Source organism: Nocardiopsis sinuspersici (assembly GCF_001998325.1).
GTDB classification, from domain to species: domain Bacteria; phylum Actinomycetota; class Actinomycetes; order Streptosporangiales; family Streptosporangiaceae; genus Nocardiopsis; species Nocardiopsis sinuspersici.
Genome location: NZ_MCOK01000001.1, coordinates 3,873,090 through 3,887,240, shown reverse-complemented (window position 1 = coordinate 3,887,240; position 14,151 = coordinate 3,873,090). Strand labels below are relative to the sequence as shown.

14 protein-coding genes are annotated in these 14,151 nt (G+C 71.5%); 5 read left to right on the top strand and 9 right to left on the bottom strand.

Going from position 1 to position 14,151, the window contains the following annotated elements; genetic code table 11:
• Positions 1–8 precede the first annotated feature (8 nt).
• Together NOSIN_RS16805 and NOSIN_RS16800 are read left to right on the top strand one after the other, a co-directional pair.
• Positions 9–917 carry an ABC transporter ATP-binding protein gene (locus tag NOSIN_RS16805; protein WP_077691662.1) on the top strand — a complete coding sequence of 303 codons (909 nt, stop codon included), beginning with the start codon at positions 9–11 and terminating at the stop codon, positions 915–917.
• Positions 918–1,454: 537 nt separating this feature from the next.
• On the top strand, positions 1,455–1,658 hold the full coding sequence (locus tag NOSIN_RS16800; protein ID WP_077691661.1) for a cold-shock protein: 204 nt from the start codon (positions 1,455–1,457) through the stop codon (positions 1,656–1,658).
• Between the two features lie 157 nt (positions 1,659–1,815).
• Here the strand turns inward: NOSIN_RS16800 and NOSIN_RS16795 are convergent, their stop codons facing one another.
• From NOSIN_RS16795 to NOSIN_RS16765, 7 genes are all read right to left on the bottom strand, one after another.
• The gene (locus tag NOSIN_RS16795; protein WP_077691660.1) at positions 1,816–3,384 is read right to left on the bottom strand and encodes a glycerol-3-phosphate dehydrogenase/oxidase; all 1,569 of its coding nucleotides are present in this window, start codon (positions 3,382–3,384) and stop codon (positions 1,816–1,818) included.
• Between the two features lie 354 nt (positions 3,385–3,738).
• Complete coding sequence (locus tag NOSIN_RS16790) at positions 3,739–4,491, bottom strand: MIP/aquaporin family protein (protein ID WP_077691659.1); 753 nt, start codon at positions 4,489–4,491, stop codon at positions 3,739–3,741.
• 220 nt (positions 4,492–4,711) lie between these two features.
• Positions 4,712–6,211, bottom strand: coding sequence for a glycerol kinase GlpK (gene glpK / locus NOSIN_RS16785; protein ID WP_077691658.1), 1,500 nt, complete (start codon positions 6,209–6,211; stop codon positions 4,712–4,714).
• A 266-nt stretch (positions 6,212–6,477) separates the two neighbouring features.
• On the bottom strand, positions 6,478–7,269 hold the full coding sequence (locus NOSIN_RS16780) for an IclR family transcriptional regulator (protein WP_077691657.1): 792 nt from the start codon (positions 7,267–7,269) through the stop codon (positions 6,478–6,480).
• Positions 7,270–7,474: 205 nt separating this feature from the next.
• Complete coding sequence (locus tag NOSIN_RS16775) at positions 7,475–8,479, bottom strand: threonine aldolase family protein (protein WP_077691656.1); 1,005 nt, start codon at positions 8,477–8,479, stop codon at positions 7,475–7,477.
• A gap of 90 nt (positions 8,480–8,569) precedes the next feature.
• Entirely contained in the window at positions 8,570–9,025 is a 456-nt protein-coding gene (locus tag NOSIN_RS16770; protein ID WP_077691655.1) for a MarR family winged helix-turn-helix transcriptional regulator, read from the bottom strand.
• Between the two features lie 2 nt (positions 9,026–9,027).
• Positions 9,028–9,660, bottom strand: coding sequence for a DJ-1/PfpI family protein (locus tag NOSIN_RS16765; protein ID WP_077691654.1), 633 nt, complete (start codon positions 9,658–9,660; stop codon positions 9,028–9,030).
• Positions 9,661–10,057: 397 nt separating this feature from the next.
• Here NOSIN_RS16765 and NOSIN_RS16760 point away from each other — a divergent pair, with 397 nt between their 5' ends.
• Positions 10,058–11,434: a GntP family permease gene (locus tag NOSIN_RS16760; protein WP_077691653.1), complete on the top strand. Its 1,377-nt coding sequence runs from the start codon at positions 10,058–10,060 to the stop codon at positions 11,432–11,434.
• Positions 11,435–11,466: 32 nt separating this feature from the next.
• On the opposite strand, the gene NOSIN_RS16755 is transcribed toward NOSIN_RS16760, so the two are convergent.
• On the bottom strand, positions 11,467–12,192 hold the full coding sequence (locus NOSIN_RS16755; protein ID WP_077691652.1) for a FadR/GntR family transcriptional regulator: 726 nt from the start codon (positions 12,190–12,192) through the stop codon (positions 11,467–11,469).
• 137 nt (positions 12,193–12,329) lie between these two features.
• Between NOSIN_RS16755 and NOSIN_RS16750 the strand changes: the two genes are divergently transcribed.
• Positions 12,330–12,860 carry a gluconokinase gene (locus NOSIN_RS16750; protein WP_077691651.1) on the top strand — a complete coding sequence of 177 codons (531 nt, stop codon included), beginning with the start codon at positions 12,330–12,332 and terminating at the stop codon, positions 12,858–12,860.
• Positions 12,861–13,158: 298 nt separating this feature from the next.
• A complete protein-coding gene (locus tag NOSIN_RS16745) occupies positions 13,159–13,629 on the top strand; it encodes a hypothetical protein (RefSeq protein ID WP_077691650.1) in 471 nt (156 codons plus the stop codon).
• A gap of 34 nt (positions 13,630–13,663) precedes the next feature.
• On the opposite strand, the gene NOSIN_RS16740 is transcribed toward NOSIN_RS16745, so the two are convergent.
• Positions 13,664–14,071, bottom strand: coding sequence for a hypothetical protein (locus tag NOSIN_RS16740; RefSeq protein WP_077691649.1), 408 nt, complete (start codon positions 14,069–14,071; stop codon positions 13,664–13,666).
• Positions 14,072–14,151 lie beyond the last annotated feature (80 nt).

The following is a 14,151-nucleotide window of genomic DNA, read 5'->3' as shown; positions in this document are numbered from 1 at the left end:
GATAGACCGTGCTGGAACTCAGCCAAGTGCACAAGGTGTACAAGGTGGGCGCGTTCGGCGGTGGCCGCCTGCGTGCCGTACGCGACGTCAACCTGACGGTGGAGCCGGGCGAGGTCGTCTCCCTGATCGGTGAGAGCGGCAGCGGCAAGAGCACCATCGGCAAGATGGTGCTGGGGCTGACCAGGCCCTCCTCCGGGCGGATCACCTTCGAGGGCACCGACATCACCACGATCCGGGGACACTCCGCGCGCAAGGAGTACTACCGCCGGGTGCAGGGGGTCTTCCAGGACCCGTTCAGCTGCTTCAACCCGATCTTCAAGGCCGACCGGGTCTTCGAGATGATCCACACCTCCTACTTCCCGCGGACGTCGGACGCGGACTGGAGGGACAAGGTGCTGGACGCGCTGGCCACGGTGCGCCTGGACCCGGGCAACGTCCTCGGCAAGTACCCGCACCAGCTCAGCGGCGGCCAGTTGCAGCGGCTGCTGATCGCGCGGGCGCTGCTGCTGGACATCAAGCTGCTGGTGGCCGACGAGATCATCAGCATGCTGGACGCCTCCACGCGTATCGACGTGCTGAACCTGCTCGCCGACCTCAAGGAGCGCGGGCTCGGCATCCTGTTCGTCACCCACGACCTGTCGCTGGGCAACTACGTGAGCGACAAGTCGGTGATCCTGCGCAAGGGCGCGATCGCGGAGATGGGGCCCACGGCCAGGGTGTTCGACAACCCGTTGCACCCCTACAGCCGCCACCTGCTCTCCTGCGTGCCGCAGCTGCACCGCACCTGGGCGGAGGTCGACGCCGAGCTGAAGGCCAATCCGCCCGAGGACGTCACACTGCCGACGGCTCCCGACGAGGAGTCGGCACCGCTCATCGAGGTCGAGGAGAACCACTTCGTGGGGATCGACCAGGGCTGAGGTTCCCGCCCCTTACCCGTCCGGCGCCCGTTCACCCCCCGCGGGCGCCTCGGCGTTTCCCGGCCTCTTCTCGCATAACCGTGGTATTCGGCCGCCGAAGGACGGAATTCGTGCCCGAACCCGGGCACGCGGTCCGGATTCGCGGATGGGTGCGCGGGCTCGCGTGCTGGTGCGGACCCCGCCAGGGGCGCTGACGGACCGGACACGGGGACATGGGGCCTGAGGTGCGCGAACGGTGCGTCGACATCCACGACGTGAACAGAACGTGACATCCGGGTCACCGTCACGCGTGCCACACGCGTGTACCCCGTTCGGTCGTGAGTATTCCCTGGAGGGGCCGTGCGTGTTGCCACACCGAGATCCTCCGCCGAGGCTGCGGGCTGTGGTAAGTTCGTAGAAGATTGTTAGTCGTTGAATTTCGCAGTTGGTGTCTTGCCCGCGGAGTTTGTGACCGGCGGGCGGTTTCTCTTGGAGTCGGCTCGCGGCAATTCTCGGACGTGAGTATGCGTCCGTGTACACCGAGCTGAAGGAGAAAACATGGCTCAGGGAACTGTGAAGTGGTTCAACGGCGAGAAGGGCTTCGGCTTCATCTCCCCCGACGACGGTGGCCCCGACGCCTTCGTTCACTACAGCGCGATCCAGGGTAGCGGCTTCCGCAACCTCGAGGAGAACCAGCGCGTGGAGTTCGACGTCGTCGCCGGCACCCGCGGCCCGCAGGCCGAGAACGTCGTCGGCATCTAAGACGTAGACGTCGCAGAACGCCCCGGAAGGCAGAGCCTCCCGGGGCGTTCGCGTGTCTGCCGGGCCCCGGCCCGGACCCGGCCGCCGCGCCACGCGCGCGGCCGTCCCGCGGCCGCCCTCCACGGGCGGCCCCGGGCCGCGGCGCCCCGCGAGGGGCTCATCCGCCCAGCAGCGCCTCGGTGCGTCGGCGCACCTCCGGGGTGTCCAGGCCGCGCACGGTCACGGTGGTGCGGCGGCGCAGCACGTCGTCCGCGGTCACCGCCCACTCGTGGTCCCGGGCGAAGACCACCTGCGCCCAGATGTCGGGGCCGTCGGGGTGGACGCGCTCGCCCAGCTCCGGCTCCTCGCGCACCAGCGCCGCGATGTCCATCGCCAGGCTCCCGTAGTGCGACGCCAGGTGCCGGGAGACCAGCGGGTCCATCCGGGCGCCGGGGGCGCGGTCGGTGATCAGCCGCTGGGTCACCGCGTCCGGGCTGGCCAGGCCGGGCAGCGGCACCATCCGCAGCGGGTCGGCCATGTCCTCGGCCAGCGGTACCGCGCTCACCCGGCGCAGCTCCTCCAGGACGGTCCGGCCGATGTGCCGGTAGGTCGTCCACTTGCCGCCCGCCACAGACAGCATCCCGCCCCGGCCCTGGCTGACCACGGTCTCCCGCTTGGCCGCGCTGGTGCCGCCGGGCCCGCCGGGCAGGACCCGCAGGCCCGCGAACGAGTAGTCGACGTGGGAGGCGTCCAGGTAGGGGGCGTCGATGCCCAGCTTCGCCTCGCCCAGGATCTGGTCGACGTCCGAGGGCAGCACCGACACCTCGGCGGGGTCGCCGGTGTACTCCTCGTCGGTGGTGCCCAGGAGCAGCCTGCCCTCCCACGGGATGGCGAACGACACCCGGTACTTGTCCACGGGGATGGTCAGCGCGGCGCGCCACGGCTCGGGGGTGCGCAGCACCAGGTGGGCGCCCTTGGACAGCCGGACGCTGGGTGGGGCGGACGGGTCCTCCATGCGGCGCAGCCGGTCTACCCACGGGCCGGTGGCGTTGAGGACCACCCGCGCGTCGATCCCGAACTCGCCGCCGTCGACGCGGTCGCGCAGGTCGGCGCCGCTGACCCTGCCCCGGGTGGTGCGCAGGCCCGCCACCTCGGCGTGGTTGAGCACCACGGCCCCGGCGTCCACGGCGGCGCGCACGGTCATGACGGCCATCCGGCTGTCGTTCATCTGGTGGTCGCTGTAGGCGGCCACCGACCGGAGGCCGTCGGTGCGCAGGCCGGGGGCGAGCCGCTGCGCCTGGGCGGGCGAGAGCAGGCGGCCCACGCCGTCGCCGAAGGCCGACAGGGCCGAGTACAGGAACACCCCGGCACCCATCTTCGCCGCGCTGTGCGGTCCGCCGGAGTAGACGGGGACCAGGAACGGCATGGGGCTGACCAGGTGCGGGGCCACGTCCGAGGCCAGGGAGCGGCGCTCGCGGTGGTTCTCCGCGACCAGGCGCACCTGGCCGCTCTGGAGGTAGCGCAGGCCGCCGTGCACCAGCTTGGAGGAGGCGCTGGAGGTGGCGCCGGCGAAGTCCCCGGCGTCGACCATGGCCACGCGCAGACCCGCCTGGGTGGCGGTCCAGGCGACGGAGGTGCCGAGGATGCCGCCGCCGATGACCAGGAGGTCGAAGGTTCCCCGGGTGAGCTCGTCCCGGGTGCGGGAGCGCGTGGAGGCGGTGCGGTGCGGGCTGGCGTTGATGGTCATGGCTGGTGCTCCGTCCGTTCGGAGGGATGGCGGGGGTCTCGCGTGAGACTGAACGGGCTCCGCGTTTCAGGCGAGTACCAGCCATATAATACGACAATGCCGAACGGTAGTGAAGAAGGAGGGGCGGTTCGGCGCCGTCAGGGGCCCGCTGTCGGGTTCCTGGTCGGGGAACCGGCACTCTGGAGTTGCGGAGGAGACGCATGTGAGCACATGTTGTACAAGTTGTGCGGCATTGTCGAACACCATGTGTTGAAGCCTGTCCGGTCCGGCAGCCCCGCGCCCCGGGGGCCCACCGGCAGAGTGAGGGCGCCCGGCGAACACGCCGGGCGCCCTGGGTGGGATGCGGGGACCTGGTCAGCCCCCGAAGCCGGTCAGCTGCCAGATCCACGCGCCGATCACGCCGCCCACCAGGGGCCCCACCACCGGGACCCAGGCGTATCCCCAGTCGGAGGGGCCCTTGCCGGGGATCGGCAGCACCGCGTGCGCGATACGCGGCCCCAGGTCGCGGGCCGGGTTGATGGCGTAACCCGTCGGACCGCCCAGGCTCAGGCCGATCGCCAGCACCAGCAGGCCGATCAGCAGCGGTGCGAGTCCGTTGGTGAACAGGCCGCTCAGGTCGACACCGCCCTCGACCGAGACGTACCCCGAGTTCGAGCCGATGCCCAGGACGCCCAGGAGCAGCATCGCGGTTCCGATGACCTCGGTGAGGACGTTGGTCACCAGGTTGCGCACGGCCGGGATCGTGCTGAAGACGCCCAGCTTCGTCTGCGGGTCGTCGGTCACCTTCCAGTGCGGGAGGTAGACCAGGTAGACCAGGACGGCGCCGGCGAACGCGCCGGCCAACTGCGCCAGGACGTAGCCGGGCACCAGCGCCCAGTCGAATTCGCCGATGCTGGCCAGACCGAGCGTGACCGCCGGGTTGATGTGGGCGCCGCTGGTGGCGCCGACGACGTAGACGGCCATCGCGACCGCCATGCCCCAGCCGAGCGTGACCACGATCCAGCCCCCGTTGAGGGCCTTGGACCGTGCGAGTGAGACACCGGCGACGACACCGCCGCCGAGGAGTGTCAGGATCGCCGTACCGATGAACTCCGCCAGATACACCATGGGGACCTCCGCCCCGTGAGGGGGAAACAGGGTCACGGGGGTCGCATCCTCCGGTGCGGACCGACAGGGCGGTACACAGGGGGATAATCAGACACACCCGTCACAGGGATGGGATGGAGCGGGCCGCCTCAGGCGTCCCGCGGGCCGCTCCCAGGGGCCGAAGGTGGCAGCCGGGGCCCCTGGGAGTCGGTCGTTCGGTGGGTGGGGCGTGCGCCCCGGACTACTCGCCGTCCTCGTGCTCGACCCAGTCCAGGGTGCGGCGCACGGCCTTGTTCCAGTTGTGGTACTCGCGCTCGCGGACGGCGGAGTCCATCTTCGGGGTCCACTCGGCCGCCTTGTGCCAGTTGGCGCGCAGGGTCTCCACGTCGGGCCAGTAGCCCACCGCGAGCCCGGCGGCGTAGGCGGCGCCCAGGCAGGTGGTCTCGGCGACCATCGGCCGGACGACCTCGGTGTCGAGCACGTCGGAGAGGATCTGCATGAGCAGGTTGTCGGCGGTCATGCCGCCGTCCACCTTCAGCGTGGTCGGCTCCGTCGGCGCGTCGGCGTTCATCGCGTCGACGACCTCGCGGGTCTGCCAGGCGGTCGCCTCCAGGACGGCGCGCGCGATGTGGCCCTTGTTGACGTAGCCGGTCAGGCCCGCCATGACACCGCGTGCGTCGCTGCGCCAGTGCGGGGCGAACAGGCCGGAGAAGGCGGGCACGATGTAGCAGCCGCCGTTGTCGTCCACGGTGCGTGCGAGCGTCTCGATCTCCGGCGCGGTGGAGATCAGGCCCAGGTTGTCGCGCAGCCACTGCACCAGGGAGCCGGTGACGGCGATGGAGCCCTCCAGGGCGTACACGGCCGGCTCGTCGCCGAGCTTGTAGCCCAGGGTGGTGAGCAGGCCGTTCTCGGAGGTCACCGGCTCGGTGCCGGTGTTCATCACCAGGAAGGTCCCGGTGCCGTAGGTGCCCTTGACGTCGCCGGGGTCGAAGCAGGTCTGGCCGAACAGGGCGGCGTGCTGGTCGCCGAGCGCGGACGCGACGGGGGTTCCGGCCAGGTGGCCGCGGGCCTCGCCGTAGACCTCCGAGGACGAGCGGATCTCGGGAAGGATGCCCGCGGGGATGCCCATGGCGTCCAGGATCTCGGGGTCCCACTGAAGCGTGGACAGGTTCATCAGCATGGTGCGGCTGGCGTTGGTCACGTCGGTGACGTGGCGGCCGGTCAGCTTCCAGATGATCCAGGTGTCCATGGTGCCGAACAGGACCTCGCCGCGCTCGGCGCGCTCGCTGAGGCCGTCGACGTTGTCGAGCAGCCAGCGCAGCTTGGGCCCGGAGAAGTAGGTGGCCAGCGGCAGCCCGCACTTGTCGCGGAAGCGGTCCTGACCGGCCTCGCCGCCGAGTTCGCGGGCCAGCTCGTCGGTGCGGGTGTCCTGCCAGACGATGGCGTTGTGGACGGGCTCACCGGTCTCGCGGTCCCAGACCAGGGTGGTCTCACGCTGGTTGGTGATGCCGATGGCGGCGATCTGGTCGGGAGTGATGTCGTTCTTGTCGAGGGACTCCCGGATGACCACCTCGACGTTGGCCCAGATCTCCTCGGCGTCGTGTTCGACCCATCCGGGCTTGGGGAAGATCTGCCTGTGCTCGCGTTGGTCGACCGAGACGATACGTCCGTCACGGTCGAAGAGGATGCAGCGGCTCGACGTGGTGCCCTGGTCGATCGCGGCGACGTACTGCTGACTCATCGGGTGCTCGCCTTCAGGGTGGGGAGGGCTCGGAAGCGGGGGCCGCACGCACGTGGATCCGGTTATACCCGCACGCTGTACGACATTGACGTATGGTTAGGCGTTAGTTTCATCCGTCTTTCCTTCCCATGTCAAGGCCGTGTGACTCAATCGTGTTGCGTGCGTCACGCCGCCCGCCGGGTCGGAGGCTGCAACGGTGTCAGGGAGGGGTGAGTGCGCGGAAGCCGACGCGCTGGAGCGGTCGGCGGACGGACTCGCGTGGGGCCTCAGTACGGCGTGGAGCCCAGGTCGCGGGAGACGGCCCGGGCGGCGTCGCGCACGTAGGAGACCTGCTCCATGTCGGGCTTGCCCCCGTCCCCGCGCATGCGCTCGACCGCGCCGCGCACCCCGATGGCGCCGACGGTGGTGCCGCGCCGGTCCCGGATGGGCGCGGCGATGGACACCTCGCCGTCCACGAGTTCCTCGGCCTCCCAGGCCCAGCCGTTGTCCCGTACCTCGTCCAGCTGCCGCTCCAGCGCGGCGGGGGAGGTGATGGTGTGCCGGGTGAAGGAGGTCAGGAACGCGTCCCCGCCGGCCTCGGCGGCGGCCGGGTCCTCCTCCGGGGCGGCCAGGGGGTCGAAGGCCATGAGGACCTTGCCGATGGCCGTGGCGTGCAGTGGCAGGAGGGTGCCCACGTCGAGCGTCTGCTGGGAGGCGTCCGGGCGGAACACGTGGTGCACCACGAGCACCTGGTGTTTGTGCAGGGTGCCGATGCGCACGCTCTCGCCGCTGCGCGAGGCCAGGCTGTCCGCCCAGTTCAGGGCGCGTGTGCGCAGCTCGTTGCCGTCCAGGTAGCGGGTGCCGAGGCTGAGCATGCCCCCGCCCAGGCGGTAGCGCCCCGACTCGGGGTCCTGTTCGACGAAGCCGACGTGCTGGAGGGTGCGCAGGATGCCGAGGACGGTGCCCTTGGGCAGCTCCAGGGACAGCGATATGTCCGCCAGGCTCAGCCCCCGGGCGCCGGTGGCCAGGATCCGCAGGATGGCCGCCGCGCGTTCGATCGACTGGATTCTTCCCGGCATTGCGGTGCTACCACTCTCTAGTACGACAATGTCATACGCACATGCTACTACGTGATGTGACGCGCGGCATGTCCCGGTCGGCGGCGCGGGTGATCGGCACGGTCCGGGGCGAGGCCGGCGGACACGTGCGGCGCCGGGTGACGGGCGGCACCCGCCGACACACCCTAGCCGCCCACCGCCGCACTGACCTGGGCGGCCGTGGGCGTCACAGCTCCACGGCGGCCTTGGCCACGCGCCGGGCGGCCTCCTCGACGTCGCGGTCGGTGATCTCCAGGTGCACCACCAGGCGGACCGCGTCGCCGATCCCCAGTCCCGCGACCCCGTGCCGCGCGAAGGCCTCGGCGTAGCGGGAGCCCTGCCCGGCCGGTGTCCGCACCAGCACCATGTTGGTCCGCGCCCGCGCGTCCAGCCCGGACAGCTCGGCGACCAGCCGGGCCAGCTCCGCGGCGCGCTCGTGGTCCCGCGCCATCCGCTCCCGGTGGTGGCGCAGCGCGTACAGGGCCCCGGCGGCGATGATGCCGGCCTGGCGCATCCCCGCGCCGAGCATCTTGCGCCCGCGCCGGGCCCGCAGCACCGTGTCGGCGTCCCCCGCCAGCGCCGAGCCCACCGGGGCGCCCAGGCCCTTGGAGAAGCACACCGACACGGTGTCGAACCCGTCGGCGACCTCGGCGGGGGCCGCCCCGAGGGCGGCGGCCGCGTTCCACAGCCGCGCCCCGTCCAGGTGGGCGCGCAGTCCGTGCCGGTGCGCGAAACCGGTCACGCGCCGCTGCTCGGCCAGCGGCACCACCCGGCCGGTGAACGTGTTCTCCAGCCACACCAGCGCGGGCTCGGCCCGGTGGACGTCGCCCCGGCCCGCGATCCACGACTCCAGCAGCTCGTCGGTCGGAGCGGTCCCGTCCGAGTACAGGCGCGGCAGCGCCCGTGCCAGCACCGCCGTGGCGCCCTGCTCGTCACCGATGAGGTGGTGGTGCTCGTGCGCCCACACCTCCTCACCGCTGCGGGTGGACACGTACAGGCCCAACTGGTTGGCCATGTGCCCCGAGGGCACGTACAGCGCGGCCTCCTTGCCCAGCAGCCCGGCGGTCTCCTCCTCCAGCTCCCGCACGGTCGGGTCCTCGCCCCACACGTCGTCGCCGACCTCGGCCTCGGCCATGGCCCTGCGCATGGCCTTGGTGGGGCGGGTGACGGTGTCGGAGCGCAGGTCGATCATGGCGGTTTCCTCCTCGTGGGACGCGTGACCGGCCGGCCTCGGGGACGGGACCGGGAGGCCGGGCACGTCACCGACGATACTGCCCGGGCCTCACCCGTTCCCGATCCGGTCCAGGGCCCGCGAGAGCAGGCGCAGCGACTCCAGCGCGTGCTCGGCGTCCTCCTCCCCGAGCTCGGTCACCAGGGCCTCGGCCACCCGGCTGTGGCCGGGGTCGATCCGGTGCAGGGCGGCCAGGCCCCGCTCGGTGGGCGCGAGCAGCTTGGCCCGGCTGTGCGCGGGGTTGGGGCGGTACTCGGCCAGCCCCTGCTCCACCAGCAGGTCGGCGATGCGCTGCACGCTCTGACGGGTGGTGCCGAAGCGGCGCGCGACCGCCGACACCGGCAGGGGCTCGTCGGTCACCGCGCCGAGCACCTGCCAGCGCGCGGCCGTCAGGCCGGCGGTGCGTGCCAGTTCCTCGGCCACCGACAGGAACTGGCCGTTGAGGCGGAAGACGGTGAGCGCGGCCCCGCTGAGCAGGTCGGAGTAGCTGTCCTCGGACTGCGTCATCCTCAGGCCCCCTCCAGCAGCACGTGGTAGGCGTCCGGGTCGTGCTCGGCGTGCAGCCGGTACCAGGCGTCGAGGACGCGGGGCGTGTAGAGGTCCAGGGCCGCGAAGATCTCCCGGGCGAACTCCAGGGGCGCGGTGGGCCCTGCGGTGATGAGCCCGTCGTCGGTGACCGCGAGGGCGGAGCGGTAGCGGCCGGTGCCGGCGTAGCCGGTGGACAGCAGGTACTCGGGCGCGGCGCTGGTGTGGTCGCGGTAGTCGAGCAGGCCCTCGCGGGCGAGCCCGGCGGTGGCGCCGCAGATGGCGGCGACCGGCACCCCGGCGTCGAGCCAGATGCCCGCGGCCGAGGCGAAGAGGGAGAAGGACTCGGGATCGAGGTCCCAGCCGTCGGCGCCGGGCAGGATCAGCATCGCGCTGGAGGAGGGCTGGAGCTGGGGGAGGGTGATGTCCGGCAGGATGGTCAGCCCCCCGGCGGTCGTGACGGGGGCACCGGTGAGTCCGACGGTCACCACGTCGTAGCGGCCGGGGTCGCGCTGCCAGTCGCCGTTGCGGATGGTGGCGGTGGCGTGCCCGACCTCCCAGTCGGCGAGCTGGTCGTAGACGGCGAGGTGAACGGTCTTCCTGGTGTCTGCGCTCATGACAACATGCTGTCAAATCGACAGTGTGCTGTCAATGTTGGGGTCTGGGCGGATTTCGTCCGCGTGCCGCTCGCGCCGGGGGCGGGCGCACTCCGTCCCGGCGGGGCCAGCTTCGCAGGACCGGGGTGGCCGCGGGGGCGTTTTCGCGTCATCTCCGCCTGTCGGGGGGTGTCCCCCCGCGCGATGCCGCCGCACGGCGCGGCGCGCGGGCCCCGTGCGGGCCGGGCGCTCGGGGGGAGTGGCCGGGGTCACGATCCGATCAAATGGGAGAAGTGTGGCGCGAGTGTTCACAGAACCTCACAAATGGTATTACCATTCTCGGAGCCTGCCCCCAGAGCAGGTCGGGTCCGTGCTCCGGCGCGACCCCGCACCCCGCACACCGACGGAAGGCTCCGGCGTGGAGAACTTCGAACCCGTCTACGGAACGGGCCCCCTCCTCGGGATCGCGGCGGGCGCCATCGCCCTCCTGCTGTTCCTGATCATCCGACTCAGACTGCACGCGTTCGTCGCGCTCATCCTGGTCAGCGTCCTGACCGCTCTGGCCACCGGCATCCCCGCCTCCGGGGTGGTGCCCACCCTCCTGTACGGCTTCGGCGACACACTCGCCAGCGTCGCCCTGCTCGTCGGACTCGGCGTGATGATCGGCCGCCTGCTGGAGATCACCGGTGGTGCGGCCGTCCTGGCCGGGGCCCTGATCAGGCTCTTCGGAGAGAGTCGCGCGCCGCTCGCACTCGGTGTCGCGTCGCTGCTCTTCGGCTTCCCGATCTTCTTCGACGTCGGCCTCGTCGTCATGCTGCCGATCGTCTTCAGCGTGGCCCGCCGCCTCAGCGGCCCCGTGCTCATGTACGCCCTGCCCACGGCGGGCGCCTTCGCGGTCATGCACGCCTTCGTGCCCCCGCACCCCGGGCCGGTCACCGCCGCCATCGAGATCGGCGCCGACATGGGCCTGGTGCTGCTGGTCGGCGCCGTCCTGGCCGTTCCCACCTGGTACCTGGCCAGCTACCTGTACGGCCTGTGGGCGGGGAAGCGGTGGGAGCTGCCCGTCCCCGACGACATCATGTCCGACGGCACCGTCAAGCACGACGACCCGCCGAAGCTGTTCACCGTGCTCAGCATCCTCCTGCTGCCGATGCTGCTGATCTTCGTCAACACCGGCCTGAGCACCCTGGCCGCCACCGGCACGGTGAACGGGGACGCCGGATGGGTGCAGGCCGCCCAGCTGCTCGGCGAGACCCCGATCGCACTGCTCATCGCCGTGCTCTTCGCCATGGTCGTGCTCAGCAGGGGCCGCTTCACCCGCCAGCGGGTGGAGGAGATCGTCGGCGGTGCCCTCGGCCCGGTGTGCGCCATCATCCTCATCACCGGCGCGGGCGGCATGTTCGGCGGTGTGCTGGAGGTCAGCGGAATCGGCGGCGCCCTCGCCGAGAGCCTGGAGTCCACCGGCCTGCCGGTGATCGTGGCGGCCTTCTTCATCGCGCTCGCGCTGCGTGTGGCCCAGGGGTCGGCGACCGTCGCCCTCACCACGGCGGCGGGCCTGATCGCCCCGGCGGTGGCGGCCTCCCCGGGGCTGTCCTCGATCGACCTGGCCCTGATCGTCATCGCGATCGCCTCCGGAGCCACCGCCCTGTCGCACGTCAACGACTCCGGGTTCTGGCTGGTCGGCAGTTTCCTGGGTATGGATGTCAAGACGACACTGAAGACCTGGACGGTCATGGAGACCCTGATCGGCTTCATCGGCTTCGGGCTCGCGTTCGGCCTCAGCCTGGTGCTGTGACACCGGGGCGGGCGGAACCCACCGCCCGCCCCTCAGGGCGCGGTCCGCGTGCTCCGATCGCCGTCCGGCTCCTCCAGGGCGACGGCCACCTCGGTGACGATGGAGCGCATCGCGGCTTCGGCGACGTCGGGGAGGCCGTCCCGGATGGCCTGGGCCACGGCCTTGTGCAGCCGCAGCGCCTCAGGGCGCGGGTTGCGCGGCATCAGGTGATAGGAGGTGCGTCCGACCAGGACCTCCGACACGACCTGGGCCAGGCCGACGAACATCTCGTTGTCGGACAACTCCAGGATGCGGCGGTGGAAGGTGATGTCCAGATCCAGGAAGGTCTCCAGATCGCCGGCACGGCCGGTGCGGACCATCTGGTCGGCGACCACCACCAGCTGGGCCCGCTCCTCGGCGTCGCCGCGCACCGCGGCGAGGGCGGCGGCGCCGGGTTCCACGGAGGCGCGCAGTTCGTTGAGCGAGCGAAGCTGCTCCATCCGCCGGGCCCCGGCCAGGCGCCAGCGGATCAACTGGGGGTCGAAGACGCTCCAGTCCCTGCGCGGGCGCACGCGGATGCCCGTACGGGGACGGCTGACCACCAGCCGCATGGACTCCAGGACACGTACGGCCTCGCGCGCGACGGTCCGGGAGACGCCGAAGTCCTGTTCGAGGCCCTGGAGGGTGAAGGTGTGGCCGGGCGCGTACTCGTCCGCGGCGATGGCGGGCCCGAGCACCGCCAACACCCGGTTGTGCAGTGTGCGGTGGTCAGTGCCCATCGTTCTCCTCGCGCTCCGGAACCCTCCGGCCGGCCACGTTCGGACGGGGGTCAGGCTGAAGCCTAGTCGGATCGATTGATATCACTATTAATGGTGGCGCTTGCGGCCGCGCAGGGGCACCACGACACGGAGAAACCATGCATTTCGTCTTCATGGGCGTCTCGGGCAGCGGTAAGACCACCGTCGCCGAAGGCGTGGCCGGGCAGCTCGGACTCTCCTTCGCCGAGGCCGACGACTTCCATCCACGGGCCAACATCGACAAGATGGCGGTGGGGACCCCCCTGACCGACCACGACCGCTGGCCGTGGCTGGACAAGCTGGCCGGGTGGATCGCCGAGCACGACGCCCGCGGCGAGTCCACGGTCATGGCGTGTTCCGCCCTCAAACACAGCTACCGCGACGTCCTGCGCCAGGGTGCTCCCGGGGTGTACTTCCTGCACATGCACGGCAGCTTCGAGGTGATCTGGGAGCGCATCGAGGCGCGCCGGGACCACTTCATGCCGCCCGCGCTGCTGGAGTCGCAGTTCGAGACCCTCGAACCGCTCGGTGCCGACGAACCGGGCCGGGAGTTCGACATCCGCAACGACATCGACACGCTCGTCGAGCAGGCCCTGGAGTACGTGGAGCAGCGGCTGCGGTCGGCGCGGGCCCCGGCCACCGGGGACTGAGGGCCCCGGCACGGCCGCGGGCACGTCACCGTCAGGTCACCATTCGCACGCGGGTTCGCAGGAACCTTGCACGGGCCGCGCTCGGCACGCAACCCTGTTCGTCATGCAAGATTCCGTTTCGTCCCCCGTGGCATCTCCCGAAACGCCGCCCGCGGCGTCTGTCGAAGAGGCCCCGGAGGCGCCTTCCGAGGCATCCTCCGGAGAGCGCTCGGAAGCTTCCGCGCAAGCGCCCTCCAAGGCGCCCTCCAAGGCGCCGTCCACGGCGCGGTCCACGGCGCGGTCCACGGCGTCGTCCACCGTGGCGACCGTCCTCCGCCTCCTCGGCGCGGCCAGGGTCGGCGCCCTGGGCCTCGTCGCGGTGCGCCGGCCGGGCGTGCGGCCCCCTCTGGACGTACGGCAGACCTGTGCCTCGATGCTCGCCGCGGTACCCGCCTACGGCCTGCTCTCCTACCTGGCCTGGGACCTGTCGGCCTCCGGCCTGCCCGAGGAGTTCGCGGACGGCCTGCGCTTCCTGATGGCCGCCTCCGCCCTGGCGGGCGTCGTCCTGGCGGCACTGGCCGTGCCGGTGCGCCGTGGCGGCCACGTCCTGTGGCGCGCCGCCCAGGCGGGTGCCGTGGTCGCGCTGGGCGTCTCCCTGTCCGCTCTGTACACGGCCGCGCGGCTGGCGGACACGCCGCTGCTGCTGGCCGGGACCCTCGCGGCGGTCGCCTCCATCGTCGTGAACATAGCGCTGTGGAGCACCGAGGTCCGCCGCTGGTGCGGTCTGTAGCACCGCGTCGGAGCCGTCCCCGGCCCCGGCCCGGCTACTCCTCGTCGTCGTCCTCGTCGTCGGCGAGTACGTGCAGCCTCGCCAGGCACTCGCCGCCGTCCTCCCCGTGGCGGCTGAGGTAGATCTCGCGCGCCTCGTCGGCGATGTCGGCCGAGTCGTCCTCGAACCCGTAGTCGGCGAGGTCGTCCAGCAGGTCCAGGAGCCGGTGCAGGGCGTCGTCTCCGGATCCCTCGGGGCTCTCCTGCGGCACGTGGTCCGCCACGCCGGCGAGGACGACGGCGCGCGCTCCGTCCACGGCGCTCTCGGATCCGGCCGCGGCGGTCAGCCGGATCCGGGTGATGGGGTCCTCGTCGGCGACCAGCATGAGCTGTTCGGCCAGCCAGGCGGACTCCTGGCGTTCGAGGAACGCGGTCAGCGCCGCGTCGTCAAGGGGTGTGGTCATCCGCAGATCATAAGCCGGGCGGGACCCTCCGGCGACATCGGGCCCCGAGGCCCGAAAACGGACACCGGGTCGGAAAGTTA

What these genes read in the sequence shown, in the direction of transcription:
- NOSIN_RS16800 (WP_077691661.1), top strand. Translation starts at nt 1,455, where the DNA reads ATGGCTCAGGGAACTGTGAAGTGGTTCAACGGCGAGAAGGGCTTCGGC.
- NOSIN_RS16795 (WP_077691660.1), bottom strand. Translation starts at nt 3,384, where the DNA reads ATGACCATCAACGCCAGCCCGCACCGCACCGCCTCCACGCGCTCCCGC.
- NOSIN_RS16790 (WP_077691659.1), bottom strand. Translation starts at nt 4,491, where the DNA reads ATGGTGTATCTGGCGGAGTTCATCGGTACGGCGATCCTGACACTCCTC.
- glpK (WP_077691658.1), bottom strand. Translation starts at nt 6,211, where the DNA reads ATGAGTCAGCAGTACGTCGCCGCGATCGACCAGGGCACCACGTCGAGC.
- NOSIN_RS16780 (WP_077691657.1), bottom strand. Translation starts at nt 7,269, where the DNA reads ATGCCGGGAAGAATCCAGTCGATCGAACGCGCGGCGGCCATCCTGCGG.
- NOSIN_RS16775 (WP_077691656.1), bottom strand. Translation starts at nt 8,479, where the DNA reads ATGATCGACCTGCGCTCCGACACCGTCACCCGCCCCACCAAGGCCATG.
- NOSIN_RS16770 (WP_077691655.1), bottom strand. Translation starts at nt 9,025, where the DNA reads ATGACGCAGTCCGAGGACAGCTACTCCGACCTGCTCAGCGGGGCCGCG.
- NOSIN_RS16765 (WP_077691654.1), bottom strand. Translation starts at nt 9,660, where the DNA reads ATGAGCGCAGACACCAGGAAGACCGTTCACCTCGCCGTCTACGACCAG.
- NOSIN_RS16755 (WP_077691652.1), bottom strand. Translation starts at nt 12,192, where the DNA reads ATGGGCACTGACCACCGCACACTGCACAACCGGGTGTTGGCGGTGCTC.
- NOSIN_RS16750 (WP_077691651.1), top strand. Translation starts at nt 12,330, where the DNA reads ATGCATTTCGTCTTCATGGGCGTCTCGGGCAGCGGTAAGACCACCGTC.
- NOSIN_RS16740 (WP_077691649.1), bottom strand. Translation starts at nt 14,071, where the DNA reads ATGACCACACCCCTTGACGACGCGGCGCTGACCGCGTTCCTCGAACGC.